The organism is Kitasatospora sp. NPDC006697, assembly GCF_042869935.1.
Taxonomy (GTDB): domain Bacteria; phylum Actinomycetota; class Actinomycetes; order Streptomycetales; family Streptomycetaceae; genus Kitasatospora.
Genome location: NZ_JBIAGU010000006.1, coordinates 53,665 through 68,080, shown reverse-complemented (window position 1 = coordinate 68,080; position 14,416 = coordinate 53,665). Strand labels below are relative to the sequence as shown.

At 72.0% G+C, this 14,416-nt stretch carries 12 protein-coding genes and 2 tRNA genes; 4 read left to right on the top strand and 10 right to left on the bottom strand.

Going from position 1 to position 14,416, the window contains the following annotated elements:
* Nucleotides 1-104: 104 nt before the first annotated feature.
* On the bottom strand, nucleotides 105-2,735 hold the full coding sequence (locus tag ACFYNO_RS10405) for a valine--tRNA ligase (protein ID WP_388009134.1): 2,631 nt from the start codon (nucleotides 2,733-2,735) through the stop codon (nucleotides 105-107).
* A 135-nt stretch (nucleotides 2,736-2,870) separates the two neighbouring features.
* Here ACFYNO_RS10405 and ACFYNO_RS10400 point away from each other — a divergent pair, with 135 nt between their 5' ends.
* Nucleotides 2,871-3,707, top strand: a complete 837-nt coding sequence (locus ACFYNO_RS10400) for a hypothetical protein (RefSeq protein ID WP_388008520.1) — start codon at nucleotides 2,871-2,873, stop codon at nucleotides 3,705-3,707.
* A gap of 68 nt (nucleotides 3,708-3,775) precedes the next feature.
* On the opposite strand, the gene clpX is transcribed toward ACFYNO_RS10400, so the two are convergent.
* The 5 genes from clpX to ACFYNO_RS10375 all read right to left on the bottom strand — a co-directional run bounded on the left by clpX (nucleotide 3,776) and on the right by ACFYNO_RS10375 (nucleotide 8,578).
* Nucleotides 3,776-5,062 carry an ATP-dependent Clp protease ATP-binding subunit ClpX gene (gene clpX, locus ACFYNO_RS10395; RefSeq protein ID WP_388008517.1) on the bottom strand — a complete coding sequence of 429 codons (1,287 nt, stop codon included), beginning with the start codon at nucleotides 5,060-5,062 and terminating at the stop codon, nucleotides 3,776-3,778.
* Nucleotides 5,063-5,316: 254 nt separating this feature from the next.
* Nucleotides 5,317-5,994 carry an ATP-dependent Clp protease proteolytic subunit gene (locus tag ACFYNO_RS10390; protein WP_388008514.1) on the bottom strand — a complete coding sequence of 226 codons (678 nt, stop codon included), beginning with the start codon at nucleotides 5,992-5,994 and terminating at the stop codon, nucleotides 5,317-5,319.
* 56 nt (nucleotides 5,995-6,050) lie between these two features.
* Nucleotides 6,051-6,656 carry an ATP-dependent Clp protease proteolytic subunit gene (locus tag ACFYNO_RS10385; RefSeq protein WP_388009131.1) on the bottom strand — a complete coding sequence of 202 codons (606 nt, stop codon included), beginning with the start codon at nucleotides 6,654-6,656 and terminating at the stop codon, nucleotides 6,051-6,053.
* Between the two features lie 204 nt (nucleotides 6,657-6,860).
* A complete protein-coding gene (gene tig / locus ACFYNO_RS10380; protein WP_388008511.1) occupies nucleotides 6,861-8,264 on the bottom strand; it encodes a trigger factor in 1,404 nt (467 codons plus the stop codon).
* Nucleotides 8,265-8,501: 237 nt separating this feature from the next.
* Nucleotides 8,502-8,578 (bottom strand) — tRNA-Pro (locus ACFYNO_RS10375).
* A gap of 99 nt (nucleotides 8,579-8,677) precedes the next feature.
* Between ACFYNO_RS10375 and ACFYNO_RS10370 the strand changes: the two genes are divergently transcribed.
* A tRNA-Gly gene (locus tag ACFYNO_RS10370) sits at nucleotides 8,678-8,748 on the top strand.
* Nucleotides 8,749-8,890: 142 nt separating this feature from the next.
* The gene (locus ACFYNO_RS10365) at nucleotides 8,891-9,685 is read left to right on the top strand and encodes a DUF6348 family protein (protein ID WP_388008508.1); all 795 of its coding nucleotides are present in this window, start codon (nucleotides 8,891-8,893) and stop codon (nucleotides 9,683-9,685) included.
* A gap of 31 nt (nucleotides 9,686-9,716) precedes the next feature.
* Here the strand turns inward: ACFYNO_RS10365 and ACFYNO_RS10360 are convergent, their stop codons facing one another.
* Together ACFYNO_RS10360 and ACFYNO_RS10355 are read right to left on the bottom strand one after the other, a co-directional pair.
* On the bottom strand, nucleotides 9,717-9,914 hold the full coding sequence (locus ACFYNO_RS10360; RefSeq protein ID WP_388008505.1) for a hypothetical protein: 198 nt from the start codon (nucleotides 9,912-9,914) through the stop codon (nucleotides 9,717-9,719).
* A 370-nt stretch (nucleotides 9,915-10,284) separates the two neighbouring features.
* Nucleotides 10,285-11,508: a PP2C family protein-serine/threonine phosphatase gene (locus tag ACFYNO_RS10355; protein ID WP_388008502.1), complete on the bottom strand. Its 1,224-nt coding sequence runs from the start codon at nucleotides 11,506-11,508 to the stop codon at nucleotides 10,285-10,287.
* Nucleotides 11,509-11,730: 222 nt separating this feature from the next.
* On the opposite strand from ACFYNO_RS10355, the gene ACFYNO_RS10350 reads away from it, so the two are divergent.
* Nucleotides 11,731-12,990 (top strand): GNAT family N-acetyltransferase, encoded by a 1,260-nt coding sequence (locus tag ACFYNO_RS10350; protein ID WP_388008499.1) that lies wholly within the window; start codon nucleotides 11,731-11,733, stop codon nucleotides 12,988-12,990.
* 31 nt (nucleotides 12,991-13,021) lie between these two features.
* Here ACFYNO_RS10350 and ACFYNO_RS10345 read toward each other — a convergent pair whose 3' ends face one another.
* Both ACFYNO_RS10345 and ACFYNO_RS10340 read right to left on the bottom strand, forming a co-directional pair.
* A complete protein-coding gene (locus ACFYNO_RS10345; protein WP_388008496.1) occupies nucleotides 13,022-13,510 on the bottom strand; it encodes a ribose-5-phosphate isomerase in 489 nt (162 codons plus the stop codon).
* A 49-nt stretch (nucleotides 13,511-13,559) separates the two neighbouring features.
* On the bottom strand, nucleotides 13,560-14,159 hold the full coding sequence (locus tag ACFYNO_RS10340) for a biotin transporter BioY (protein ID WP_388008493.1): 600 nt from the start codon (nucleotides 14,157-14,159) through the stop codon (nucleotides 13,560-13,562).
* Between the last annotated feature and the right edge of the window lie 257 nt (nucleotides 14,160-14,416).

Sequence of the window (14,416 nt, the reverse complement as noted above, 5' to 3'; positions counted from 1 at the left end):
GAGGTGGTACCGCCCGCCCCCCCGAACGCGCCGCACCACCCCCGCCGGGAAACGCGGGAGGCCGCGCCCGCCGAAGCGGACGCGGCCTCCCGGAGGACGGGGCGTCAGGCTTGCGGCAGCGCCGCCAGCTGCGCGCCGATCCGCGCGATGTCGGCCTCGGCGGCCGCCTGGCGGGTGCGGATCTTCGCCACCACCTCGTCGGGCGCCTTGGCCAGGAAGCCCTCGTTGCCGAGCTTCCCGGTGGTCTGCGCCAGCTCCTTCTCGGCCACCGCGAGGTCCTTGGCCAGCCGCTTGCGCTCGGCCGCCACGTCGATCGCACCGGACAGGTCCAGCGCCACGGTGGCGCCGGCCGCCGACAGCGAGGCGGTGGCCGTGAAGCCCTCCCCGGCCGCGGTCAGCTTGGTCAGCGAGCGGATCGCCGCCTCGTGGTCGGCCAGCCCGGCGCCGGACAGCTCCAGGGTGGCCGGCACCTTCTGACCGTCCTTCAGGCCCTGGTCGTTGCGGAACCGGCGGACCTCGGTGACCACCTGCTGCAGCAGGGCGATCTCGGCCTGCGCCGCCGGGTCGCGGAACCCGCCGTCGGCCGGCCACTCGGCGACCACCACCGACTCGCCGCCGGTCAGCGCCGTCCAGAGCGCCTCGGTGACGAACGGGACCACCGGGTGCAGCAGCCGCAGCGTCACGTCCAGCACCTCGCCGATCACCCGGCGGGCCGCGTCGGCCTGCGGGCCGCCGGCCGCCAGGGTGGTCTTGGACAGCTCGACGTACCAGTCGAAGACCTCGTCCCAGGCGAAGTGGAAGAGCGCGTCGGAGAGCTTGGCGAACTGGTAGTCCTCGTAGAGCGCGTCCACCTGGGCCACGGTCTCGCCCAGCCGGGAGAGGATCCACCGGTCGGCCGCGGTCATCTCCTCCGCCGCGGGCAGCGGGCCCTCCACGGTGGCGCCGTTCATCAGCGCGAACCGGGTGGCGTTCCAGATCTTGTTGCAGAAGTTCCGCGAGCCCTTGACCCACTCCTCGCCGATCGGCACGTCGGCGCCCGGGTTGGCACCGCTGGCCAGGGTGAACCGGACCGCGTCGGCGCCGTAGGCATCCATCCACACCAGCGGGTCGACCGCGTTCGGGTTGGACTTGGACATCTTCTTGCCGAACTCGTCGCGGACCAGGCCGGTCAGCGCCACGGTGTGGAACGGCGCCTGGCCGTCCATCGCGTAGAGGCCGAACATCATCATCCGGGCGACCCAGAAGAAGATGATGTCGTGGCCGGTGAGCAGCACGTCGGTCGGGTAGAACTTGGCCAGGTCCGGGGTCTGCTCCGGCCAGCCCAGCGTGGAGAACGGCCACAGGCCGCTGGAGAACCAGGTGTCCAGCACGTCCGGGTCCTGGGTCCAGCCCTCGCCGGCCGGCGCCTGCTCGTCCGGTCCGACGCAGACGACCTCGCCGTTCGGGCCGTACCAGACCGGGATCCGGTGGCCCCACCAGAGCTGGCGCGAGATGCACCAGTCGTACATGTTGTCGACCCAGTCGAAGTAGCGGCGCTCCAGCTCCTTCGGGTGGATCTGCACCCGGCCGTCCCGGACGGCGTCGCCGGCCGCCTTGGCCAGCGGCTCGACCTTGACCCACCACTGCAGCGACAGCCGCGGCTCGACGATCGTGTGGCAGCGCGAGCAGTGGCCCACGTTGTGCTCGTACGGGCGCTTCTCGGCGACGATCCGGCCCTGCTCGCGCAGCGCGCCGACCACGGCCGAGCGGGCCTCCAGCCGGTCCAGGCCGAGGAACGGGCCGTGCACGGTGATCGCGCCGGTCTCGTCCATCACGGTCAGGTTCGGAAGGCCGTGGCGCTGGCCGATGGCGAAGTCGTTCGGGTCGTGCGCCGGGGTCACCTTGACGGCGCCGGTGCCGAACTCCGGGTCGACGTGCTCGTCGGCGACCACCGGGATCTCACGGTCCGTCAGCGGCAGCTTGATGGTGCGCCCGACCAGGTGCCGGTAGCGCTCGTCGTCCGGGTGGACGGCGACGGCGGTGTCGCCCAGCAGGGTCTCGGCCCGGGTGGTGGCCACCACGATCGAGTCCTCGCCGTCGCCGTAGCGGATCGAGACCAGCTCGCCCGGGCTCGGCTCGTGCTCCACCTCGATGTCGGAGAGCGCGGTGAGGCAGCGCGGGCACCAGTTGATGATCCGCTCGGCGCGGTAGATCAGGCCGTCGTCGAAGAGCTTCTTGAAGATGGTCTGGACGGCCTTGGACAGGCCCTCGTCCATGGTGAAGCGCTCGCGCGACCAGTCCACGCCGTCGCCGAGCCGGCGCATCTGGCCGAGGATCTTGCCGCCGTAGTTCTGCTTCCACTCCCAGACCTTCTCGACGAAGGCCTCGCGGCCCAGGTCGTGCCGGGAGAGGCCGGACTCGGCGAGCTGCTGCTCCACCTTGTTCTGGGTGGCGATGCCGGCGTGGTCCATGCCGGGCAGCCAGAGGGCCTCGTAGCCCTGCATCCGCTTGCGGCGGGTCAGGGCGTCCATCAGGGTGTGCTGGAAGGCGTGGCCCAGGTGCAGGGCCCCGGTGACGTTCGGCGGCGGGATGACGATGGTGTACGGGGGCTTCTCGCTCTTGGCATCCGCCTCGAAGTAACCGCGGGCCACCCAGCGCTCGTACAGCTCGCCCTCTACCTCGCCGGGGGCGTAGGCGGTCGGGAGGGTGGCTGCGTTGTCCCCGGACGCGTGGTCAGTGGGGCGCTGGTTCGTCATGTCGGTCACGACGCACAGTTTACGGAACCGCGGAGGCCGCTGAGCACGTCGGTGCTCTGCGGTAGCGTGCCGGTGCCCGGACGGACGGTGGAGCCCTCCGGCGGGCGCTGCGACCGAGCCCCGGGAGGGATCACCTTGTCCGACCAGTACCCGTTCGGTCCGCCCCAGCCGACCCCGCCGCCCCCGCCCGGGGCGGGCGGCTACGGGCAGCCCCAGCCCGGCTACGGGCAGCCCGGCTACGGCCAGCCGCCGGCCTACGGGCAGCCCGGGTACGGACAGCCCGGCGCCCCGCAGCAGCCCCCGCCGTACTACGGGCAGGTGCCGCCGCAGCCCGGCCCGGCCGCCTGGCCCGGCGGCTTCCCGCCGCCCCCGCCGAAGAAGTCCCGCAAGGGCCTCTACTTCACCCTGGGCGGCGTGGTGGTGGCGATCGGCGTGGCCGCCGCGGTGCTGGCCGGCACGCTCGCCGACAACGTGGCCAAGGAGGGCACCCACAAGGTGGTGCTGCCCGAGACCTTCCAGGGCCTGACCAGCGACCCGAGCAACAAGCTGGCCCAGCAGCTCTCCCAGAGCCTGACCGGCAACGCGGAGATCAACACCAAGATGGACGGCACGGTGAGCACCGTCTACCACGCGCCCACCTCCGACCGGGGGCTGGTGGCCTACGGCACCTACGGCAAGATCGCCTCGCCGCGCAGCGAGGAGACCTCCTTCTGGAACGGCTTCGAGGCCGGCGCCAAGACCAACGGCGCCACCTTCTCGCCCCGCACCCACCCCGACCCGGGTCCGATGGGCGGGGTGCTGAGCTGCGAGGACGCGATCAGCAGCAAGGAGACCGACGCGGTCTGCGTCTGGGTGGACAACAGCTCGCTGGTGGTTCTGATGCAGACCACCGTCAAGGGCACCGCGCCCTCCCTGGACAAGGCCGCCGCGGACACCCTGGCGCTGCGCCAGGTCGCCGAGATCCCGAAGTAGCCGGACAGCGCATGACGAGGGCCCCGCGGCAGTTGCCGCGGGGCCCTCGTCATGCGCTGTCCGTGGGATCAGGCGCTCTTGTCCCGGCGCTCGCGCTTGATCATGTCGCGCGGCACCAGGGTCGGGATGGCGTGCTTGGAGACCACGTCACCGGTGACGACCACCCGGGCGACGTCCTGACGGGACGGCACCTCGTACATCACCGACATCAGCACCTCCTCCATGATCGCCCGCAGACCGCGCGCGCCGGTGCCCCGCAGGATCGCCTGGTCGGCGATCGCCTCCAGCGCGTCCCGGCTGAACTCCAGCTCCACGCCGTCGAGTTCGAAGAGCTTGCGGTACTGCTTGACCAGCGCGTTCTTCGGCTCGGTGAGGATCTGCAGCAGCGCCTCGCGGTCCAGGTTGTGCACGCTGGTGATCACCGGCAGACGGCCGATGAACTCCGGGATCATGCCGAACTTGACCAGGTCCTCCGGCATCACCTGGCGGAAGTGGTCGCTGGCGTCGCTCTCCCGCTTGGAGCGGATGGTGGCGCCGAAGCCGATCCCCTTGCCGCCCGAGCGGCCCTCGATGATCCGCTCCAGGCCGGCGAAGGCGCCGCCCACGATGAAGAGCACGTTGGTGGTGTCGATCTGGATGAACTCCTGGTGCGGGTGCTTGCGCCCGCCCTGCGGCGGCACCGAGGCGGTGGTGCCCTCCAGGATCTTCAGCAGCGCCTGCTGCACGCCCTCGCCGGAGACGTCCCGGGTGATCGACGGGTTCTCGCTCTTGCGGGCGACCTTGTCGATCTCGTCGATGTAGATGATCCCGGTCTCGGCCTTCTTGACGTCGTAGTCGGCCGCCTGGATCAGCTTCAGCAGGATGTTCTCGACGTCCTCGCCGACGTAGCCCGCCTCGGTCAGCGCGGTGGCGTCGGCGATGGCGAAGGGCACGTTCAGCATCCGGGCCAGGGTCTGCGCCAGCAGGGTCTTGCCGGAGCCGGTCGGGCCGAGCAGCAGGATGTTGGACTTGGCCAGCTCGATGGCGTCCTCGCGGCCGTTCCCGCCGCGCCCGGCCTCACCCGCCTGGACCCGCTTGTAGTGGTTGTAGACGGCCACCGAGAGGGCCTTCTTGGCCAGGTCCTGGCCGACCACGTACTGGTCCAGGAACTCGTAGATCTCGCGCGGCTTCGGCAGCTCCTCGAAGCGCACCTCGGAGGACTCGGCCAGCTCCTCCTCGATGATCTCGTTGCAGAGGTCGATGCACTCGTCGCAGATGTACACGCCTGGGCCGGCGATCAGCTTCTTCACCTGCTTCTGCGACTTGCCGCAGAACGAGCACTTGAGCAGGTCACCACCGTCTCCGATGCGTGCCACGAGGTGCTTCCCCTTCGCCAGGGGCCCCGCGGGGGTCCGGGGCCTGGTGCTGTGGACCCGACGGTCGCCCGCCGGGGGCGCTCAGGTCTCGTTATCCGACGGTACTCTGCCAACCCGCGGAATCCGCCGACTTCGACAGCTCTGCCCTACGCCCTGGGCGAATTGATACCGAACAGATGCCGTCGGGTCGAAGGCCGGAGCCCATCGGGCGGGGCGTACCGGCTGGTACGCCCCGCCCTGGTCGCGCTGGTCGCTCAGTTGTTGAGCGAGGCCTTGCGGGTCGAGATGATCTGGTCGATGAGGCCGTACTCCAGGGCCTCCTCGGCGGTGAGGATCTTGTCGCGCTCGATGTCCTCGCGGACCTGCTCGATCGGCCGGTTGGAGTGCTTGGAGAGCATCTCCTCCAGCTGCTCGCGCATCCGGAAGATCTCCTTGGCCTGGATCTCCAGGTCGGAGACCTGGCCCCGGCCGGTCTCGGTGTAGGGCTGGTGGATCAGGATCCGGGCGTTCGGCAGCGCCATCCGCTTGCCGGGGGTGCCCGCGGCCAGCAGCACGGCGGCGGCCGAGGCGGCCTGGCCCATGCAGACGGTCTGGATGTCCGGCTTGACGTACTGCATGGTGTCGTAGATCGCGGTCAGCGCGGTGAAGGAGCCGCCGGGCGAGTTGATGTACATCTGGATCTCGCGGTCCGGGTCCATCGACTCCAGGCAGAGCAGCTGGGCCATGATGTCGTTGGCCGACACGTCGTCCACCTGCGAGCCGAGGAAGATGATCCGCTCCTCGAACAGCTTGGCGTACGGGTCGTACTCGCGGATGCCCTGCGAGGTGCGCTCGACGAAGCGCGGCACGATGTAGCGGCCCTCCGCCCGGGGGGCGGTGAACTCGGCGCGGGCGCGCAGGTGGTCGCCGGCGGGGGTGTTGGGAAGGTTCATTGCGGTTCTGTCCTCCGGGGGCTGGTCCGACGTGGTGGGGGGCGGGGCGGGGGCGCTCAGGCGCCGGTGCCGCCGCCGCCGGGGACATCCGCGGCGCTGTGCATGATGTCGTCGATCAGCCCGTACGCCTTGGCCTCTTCCGCGGTGAACCAGCGGTCGCGGTCGGAGTCCTTGGTGATCTGCTCGAAGCTCTGGCCGCTGTGCTGGGAGATCAGCTCGGACATCCGCTTCTTCATCCGGAGCAGCTGCTCGGCCTGGATCCGGATGTCGGTGGCCGAGCCGCCGAGGCCCGCCGACGGCTGGTGCATCAGGATCTCGGCGTTCGGCAGCGCGAAGCGCTTGCCCGGGGTGCCCGCGGTCAGCAGGAACTGGCCCATCGAGGCGGCCATGCCCATGGCGATGGTGACCACGTCGTTCTTGATGTACTGCATGGTGTCGTAGATCGCCATGCCGGCCGTGATGGAGCCGCCCGGGGAGTTGATGTACAGGTAGATGTCCTTCTCCGGCTCGGCGGCCAGGAGGAGGAGCTGGGCGGTGATCTTGTTGGCGATGTCGTCGTCGACCTGCTGGCCGAGGAAGATGATCCGCTCGCCGAGCAGCCGGTTGTAGACCTGGTCGCCCAGGCCACCGAGCACGTCGCCACCGGCCGCGCGCGGCGTCATCAGGCCAGCCATCTGCATCTGCGGGAACGTCACTTAGCCACCTGCTCAGTCGGTTTAGCTTGCTTTCGTTGACCCTAACGCGCAGGCCGGGCGCGGGAATCCCTCACACAGAACTGTTCGCTGTCAGCGCAGGGTGCCCGCCCTGAGCGAAACGGGCCCGGACGCACACGGCGTCCGGGCCCGTTCCAGGGGTCAGGCTGAGGCTCAGGCCTCGGCGGACTCCTCGGTCGCCTCGGCGGCGGCCTCGGTGGTCTCGGCCGCGGCGGTGCCCTCCGCGGTCTCGTCCTCGTCCTCGTCGAAGTTGACGACCTCGCCGTTGCTGTCGGTCACCGTGGCGGCCTCGACCACCAGGGCCAGCGCCTTGCCGCGGGCCACCTCGCCGACCAGCAGCGGGACCTGCTGGTTGGAGACGATCTGCTGGGCGAACTGGTCCGGGGTGAGGCCGGAGCCGGCGGCGCGGCGGATCAGGTGCTCGGTGAGCTCCTCCTGGTTCACGCCCACCTCCTCCTTGGCCACGATCTCGTCCAGCACGAACTGGGTCTTGATGCCCTTCTTCGCCTGGGCCTCGGTGTCCGCCTCGTACTCCTCGACGGTCTTGCCCTGGGCGGCGAGGTAGCTCTCCAGGGTCTGGCCCATCGGCTCCAGCTGGTGGTGCTCGAGGTTGTGCTTGCGGGTCTCGACCTCGTCCTTGAGCAGCTTCTCCGGGAACTCGATCTCGATCTTCTCGAGCAGCGCGTCCAGCACCTTCTCCTGGGCCTGGGTCGCCTGGTCGAACTCCTTCATCCGGCCGAGCCGGGTGCGGGAGTCGGCGCGCAGGTCCTCGAGGGTGTCGAACTCGCTGGCCAGCTGGGCGAACTCGTCGTCCAGCTCGGGGAGCTCCTTCTCCTGGACGGCGGTGACGGTGACGGTCACCTCGGAGCTCTTGCCGGCCTGGGTGCCGCCCTTGAGCTCGGTGGTGAAGGTCTTCGACTCGCCGGCCGACAGGCCGACGACGGCCTCGTCGATGCCGTCCAGCAGGCGGCCGGAGCCGATCTCGTAGCTCACGCCCGCGGCGGTGCCGTCCTCCGGCACCTCGCCGTCGACCTTGGCCTCCAGGTCCACCACGACGATGTCGCCCTCGGCGGCGGCCCGCTCGACGTCCTTGACCGAGGAGAAGCGCTCGCGCAGCTGCTCCAGCGACTTCGCGATGTCCTCGTCGGTGACCTCGATGGCGTCGACCTCGACCGAGATCTCGCTGAAGTCCGGCAGGGCGATCTCCGGGCGGACGTCCACCTCGGCGGTGAAGGTCAGGCCGTTGGCGTCCAGGTCCTCGACACCCTTGATGTCGGTGATGTCGGGCTGACCGAGGACCTCGACCTTGTTCTCGTCGACGGCCTGCGTGTAGAAGCGCGGGAGAGCGTCGTTGACGGTCTCCTCGAGCACCGCGGCGCGGCCGAACCGCTGGTCGATGACGCGGTTCGGGATCTTGCCCTTCCGGAAGCCCGGAACCGTGACCTGCTGGTTGATCTTCTTGTACGCCGCGTCGAGGCTGGGCTTGAGCTCCTCGAAGGGCACCTCGACGGTGAGTCGAACCCGGGTCGGGTTCAGAGTCTCGACGGCGCTCTTCACGGTTTGGTCTCCTATGGGGCTTGCGGTCGGCTTGTCTGGTCCGGACCGAGTCCCTCGCGGGCCGCGGGCCGGGCAGACGGGTGATGAGCCACCTGAGTGCGGCATCTCCCGTATGGGGTGGACGGCGAGCGGCCCGGTCCCGGTGCGGGGCTGGGCGGGGGCTCTGTCACCCTGGGGCGGTCGGCTCGGGAGCCAGGACCACCAGCGGCCCATCCTACCGGGTACCACGAAACTGACTGGTCGGGGTGACCGGATTCGAACCGACGGCCTTCCGCTCCCAAAGCGGACGCGCTACCAAACTGCGCCACACCCCGCATTCACGCGAGAGAGAGCGTACACGGCGAGGATCGCCGGTTCGCAGATATTCGACAGCCCATCGGATCGGGTACGCTGTTGCCCGTCCACCCGGACCGGCGGGCGTAGCTCAATGGTAGAGCCCTAGTCTTCCAAACTAGTCACGCGAGTTCGATTCTCGTCGCCCGCTCCGATCGACGGCCCCGCCGCGCACCAGCGCGGCGGGGCCGTCGCCGTTCCGCCGCCGTCCCGCCGCCGGCCGCGGACTGGTCCGCGGCCGCTCCGCACCGCTAGCCTCGAGTTTTGTTCGAATCCGGGGCGAAGGAGGCGGTGTGGACCCCGAGCAGCGACGGGCGGTCATCCAGCGCGCGGTGGTGCGGGAACTGGCTCGTTACGGACGGGAGTTCGCCGTCGACGGCGAGGTGGTCCGGGGTCCTGGCAGCACCGCGGTGGCGATCCGCGAGCACGCCGGGCCGGACGGGGCCGCCCATGCCGACCTGGGGTTCGTGCTGCGGCTGGGCAGCGCCGACGCACCGGTGGTCTGGGACTGCACGGCGGGCCTGGGCACCACCGAGACCGAGAAGCTGGAGAGCGCGGTCCGGATGTGGGCCGGCACCACCGCGGCGGCCGTGGTCGAGCTGCTGGACGGGCGGGGGCGGTACGGCGACCATCGGCGGCTGTCCGAACTCCCGGGCTGGCACGCGGTGCAGGGGCCGGCCACGGTCTTCGGCTACCAGAGCGCGAGGCTGACCGACTGGCTGGGCCGCACCGAACTGCTGCCGGAGCTGGCCGGCGCGCTCGGCCCGGCGCTCGCCGATCCGCGGCTGAACGGCGTGAAGCTCTTCTTCGGCGGGCGGACCGGCGACGAGGTGGCCGAGGTCCGGGTGAACGGCGAGGTGGCGCCGGCCGCCTCGCGGGCGCTGGGCGCACTGGACTGGCCGCGGGCCGAACGCTTCTGCTGGGCGCGGCTGTTCGTCCTGCTGGCCGCCGAGGGCGGCGGGCTGGAGGCGGTCCGCTCGGCCGAGGCCGCGGACCCGGGCACGCCGGAGCCGGCCCCGGCCGGGCCGCCGGTGGTCCGGGGCAGCCGGCTGGGCCGGTGGTGGCAGGCCAGACGGGCGGGGCACTAGGACCGGACGGGCCCGGGCCCCGCCGCGACGTCTACTTGGTGACGTTGGCCAGGGTGGTGCTCACCGAGTTGAGCACCTCCTGGACCGGCTTGGAGAGCTGCGTCGACTGGTTCAGCATGAAGCCGAACAGCGCGGCGATGATGGCGTGCGACGTCTTGATCTGCTTGCCGCGGATGAAGATGATCAGCATCACGCCGAACAGGACCAGCGCGGAGACGGAGAGTGCCACTCGGACTCACTTCCTCATTTCGTGGCGGAGCGGACCACGGCCTGCCCGAAGGTCCCGAGGCGGCACCCGTCGGCACGGCACACCCGATTTCCCCCGTGTTCCGGCCAGTCCCGCCCGGACTCAGTGTGGTCGACCGTGCTGACTGCGTAAAGGACTTGCCGCTGACAGGTGCCAAAAGTCCTGCCATGTGGGACGAGTTTCCGCCGACCGAGACGATAGCCGACGGGAGCTGACGCACCGTCGGGCGGGGTGGCCGGCCGGGCCGTTCGTGGGCCGAGGGGCCGTCAGCCACCCGGGCGGAGATTGGCCGAAGATCACCACTGGCCGTTGACATCCGGCCGGCGGTCTGATTGCACGCCGGCCGGGGCGGTCACTGCCGCCAGAGCAGCAGGACCGCGCGGTCGTCGTTGATGTCCTTGGCGACGGTCTCGATCAGCCGGCCCGCGGCGCCGTGCCCGGCCCCGCCCAACTGCCCGCCGGCCACCAGCCGGTCGGCCTCGCCCATCAGCCGGTCCATGCCCTCGGAGAGGTCCCGGCCGGGCTGCTCGACCATGCCGTCGGTGCAGAGCATCAGCACGTCGCCGCGGCCCAGCCGGCCGCGCACGCCCTCGAACTTGGCGCCGTCGTAGAGGCCGAGCAGCGGGCCCTCGTCGGCCTCCTTGCTCTCCCAGCGCCCGGCCCCGGCCAGCCGCTGCATCCCGGGCAGGTGCCCGGCGGAGAGCAGCTCGTACTCCCCGCTGTCCAGGTCGAGGGCCAGGTGCACGGCGCTGGCGAAGCCCTCCTCCCAGTCCTGCCGGAGCAGGTAGCCGTTGGCCGCGGGCAGGAAGTCGTGCGGCGGCAGCGAGCCGAGCAGCCCGCCGAAGGCGCCGGAGAGCAGCAGCGCCCGGGAGCCCGCGTCCATGCCCTTGCCCGAGACGTCGGCCAGCACGACTTCCAGCATCCGCCGGCCCGGTCCGGTGCGGGCGGCCACCACGAAGTCGCCGGAGAAGGACTGCCCGCCGGCCGGGCGCAGCGACATGTCGGCGTGCCAGCCCTGCGGCAGCTTGGGCACCTGGCTCTGCACCTTCAGCCGCTCGCGCAGGTCGAAGAGCATCGAGCCGCCGCTGCGCCAGGGCACCCCGACCCGGCTGCGGAACTGGGCCAGCAGCAGGCCGGCCACCCCGACCGCGCCGACCACCAGGGCCGCGCCGGGGGTGACGCCGAAGACGTAGGACTCGGGATGCTCGCTGGCCACCCGCTCGCCGGTGTGGATCACCGACTCGGTGGACAGGCCGAGCGCGGCGGTGGCGTAGAGCAGCACCAGCGAGACCGGGCGGAGCAGCAGCGCCCCGGCCAGGATCGGCAGCACCAGCGCGGTGGGCGGCACCCAGGCGGGCAGCCAGACGTTCAGCACCACCAGGACCGGCACCAGGAGCAGCAGCACGGTGAAGGCCAGCCAGTCGGCGCCGTCGCCGCGGAAGTAGTCCACGCCGGTGCGGCGCAGGGTGCGGCGGGCCCGGTAGAGGCGCTTGCGCAACCGGGCCGCCCAGGGGTCGGCGGGCGCCGTCCCCGTCGCGGTCGTCCGGGGACTGCTGCCCGGCGTGCTGCCAGCCATGGGGCCCGACCCTATCGACCGCGGCCCGCCCGCGTCGACGGGCGTTCATCCCCGGTCCGCCTCGCCGCTCGGTTTCGGCCGGGCCGGTGGCCCGGTCCACGGGCCACCGGGGGCGCACTGAAGGTGGCTCAGGGCGCTTGCCGCAGGTGCGCGCCGGTGTCCCGGCGCGCCTGCCCGCGCAAAGGGCTCGCGGCAGGACGGCCCGGATGATAGCTGTGTCATATGACACACCTCCCGCAGGAGCAGAACGCGCTCGCGCCGCGGCCCCTCCGGGCCGCCGAGTGGGACCGCTGGTACGACACCCTGGAGACCGCCTTCGGCTCGGTGGAGTCCCCGGAGCGGCGGGCCCAGTGGCAGGCTCTCACCGAGGTGGACCGCTCGCTGGCGGTCTGGGACGGCGAGGTGCCGGTCGGCGCGGCCGGGGCCTTCTCCTTCGGGCTGGCGGTGCCGGGCGGCGCGGTGCTGCCGGCGGCCGGGGTGACCATGGTCGGGGTGCTGCCCACCCACCGGCGGCGCGGGGTGCTCACCGCGCTGATGCGCCACCAGCTGGACGAGGTGCACGAGCGCGGCGAGTCGCTGGCCGTGCTGACCGCCTCCGAGCCGGCCATCTACGGCCGGTACGGCTACGGGCTGGCGACCTGGAAGCTGGGCGTGCGGATCGACCGGGCCCGGGCCCGGGTGGCCCGCCCGGCGGGCGACCGGATCCGGCTGCGGCTGGCCGACCCCACGGAGTCGCTGGCGGCCTGCGAGCGGCTGTACGCCGCCCAGGTGCCGCTGCGCCCCGGCATGCTGGCCCGGCGGCCCGGCTGGGAGCGGGTGCCGGTGCTCGACCCGCCCGCCGAGCGCGGCGGCCAGACGGCGCTGCAGTGCGTGCTGGCCGAGGACCGGGCGGACGGCACCCTGCTCGGCTACGCCCGCTACTCGGCGGGGGTGGACTGGGAGCACGGCGGACCGGCCGGCGAGGTGCGGGTGCGCGAGGTGACGGCCGCCGGGCCCGAGGGGCGGGCGGCACTCTGGAACTACCTGCTGGAGCTGGATCTGACGGACACCGTGGTGGCCGCCAACCTGCCGGTGGACGACCCGCTGCTGCACCTGGTCTCGGACCCGCGGCGGCTGCGCCCCTCGCTCTCCGACGGGCTCTTCGTGCGGCTGGTGGAGGTGGGCGACGCGCTGCGCTCGCGGCACTACGCGGCGCCGGTGGACCTGGTGCTGGAGGTGGAGGACGCCTTCTGCCCGTGGAACACCGGGCGCTGGCACCTGCACAGCGCGGGGCCCGAGCACCCTGCGGCCTGTGAGCCGACCGATGCGCCGGCCGATCTGGCGCTGTCCGCGCGCGAGCTGGGCGCGGTCTACCTGGGCGGCTGCTCGCCGGCGGCGCTGGCCGGCGCCGGGCTGGTCCGTGAACTGCGCCCGGGGGCGCTGGCCCGGGCCGCCGCGGCCTTCGGCTGGCCGGTCGCCCCCTGGCTGCCGCACGGCTTCTGACGGGCCGGGCGGCGGCCGGGGCGAGGGGTCGTCAGGGCTGCTGCGGGTGGTGGGCCGGGATGGGGGGCAGTTCGCCGGTCGCCTCGTAGGCGCTCAGCATCTCGATCCGGCGGGTGTGCCGGGGCTCGTTGCTGTAGGGGGTGGCGAGGAAGATCTCGACGAACTTCGTCGCCTCCTCCTGGGTGTGCATCCGGCCTCCGATGCTGAGCACGTTGGCGTTGTTGTGCTCGCGGCCGAGCGCGGCGGTCTGCTCGCTCCAGGCCAGCGCGGCGCGCACGCCCTTCACCTTGTTGGCGGCGATCTGCTCGCCGTTGCCCGAGCCGCCGATCACGATGCCCAGCGCCTCGGGGTCGGCGGCGGTGCGCTCGGCGGCGCGCAGGCAGAACGGCGGGTAGTCGTCCTCGGCGTCGTAGATGTGCGGCCCGCAGTCGATCGGCTCGTGGCCCTGCTCGGTGAGCCGGCTGACGAGGTGGTTCTTCAGTTCGTATCCGGCATGGTCGGAACCCAGGTAAACGCGCATGGGGCCGAGTGTTTCACGGGCCCGGGCCGACCCGCCGTCAGGCTCGGGCTCAGTCCCGACGGCCGATCAGCTTCCAGGCCAGCGGCAGGGCGCCCATCGCGACCGCGGTCTTCAGCGCGTCGCCGACCAGGTAGGGGTAGAGGCCGAGGTGCGCGGCCTTCGCCAGCGACAGGTGCAGCGAGGCGGCCAGGTAGGGCACCCCGACCGCGTAGATCGCCAGGTTGCCGAGCACCATCGCGCCGGCGGTGCGCAGCGGGGAGCGGTCGGCGCCGCGCCGGGCCAGCGCGCCGGTGAGGGCGGCGGCCAGCACGAAGCCGAGCAGGTACCCGAAGGTGGGCATCGACCAGCCGGTGGCGCCCTCGGCGAACCAGGGCAGCCCGGCGGCGCCGGCCAGCAGGTAGAGGCCGAGCGCGGCGGCGCCGCGGCGGGCGCCGAGCGCGGTGCCGACCAGCAGGGCGGCGAAGGTCTGGCCGGTGACCGGCACCGGCGAGCCGGGCACCGGCACCGAGAACTGTGCGGCCAGCCCGGTCAGCGCGGCGCCGCCGCCGACCAGGGCCAGCTCGCGCAGCGCGGTGCCGGCCCGGCTGCCGGCGGCGGGCAGCAGGTCGGCCAGCACGGGTCGGGACGGGAGCGGGGCGGCCAGGGCCATCGGAGCCTCCAGGGCGACGGGACGGAACGGATCGAGTGAACGTTCGTGAACCTACGCTCCTTGATCCACACTTTCGATATCACGAGCGACAAACCGTGACCGCCTTCGCTTGTGGGGTTCGCACCGGCGCTTTCACCCACGGGCAACGGCACGACTACCCTCCGCAGTCGGCCGGTCCGGATCCTGGGCGGGGCCGTGCCACCCGCCGCCGCTCCCCGCATATTGGGACAGGTCGTCCGAATTACGAACTGTCTGGA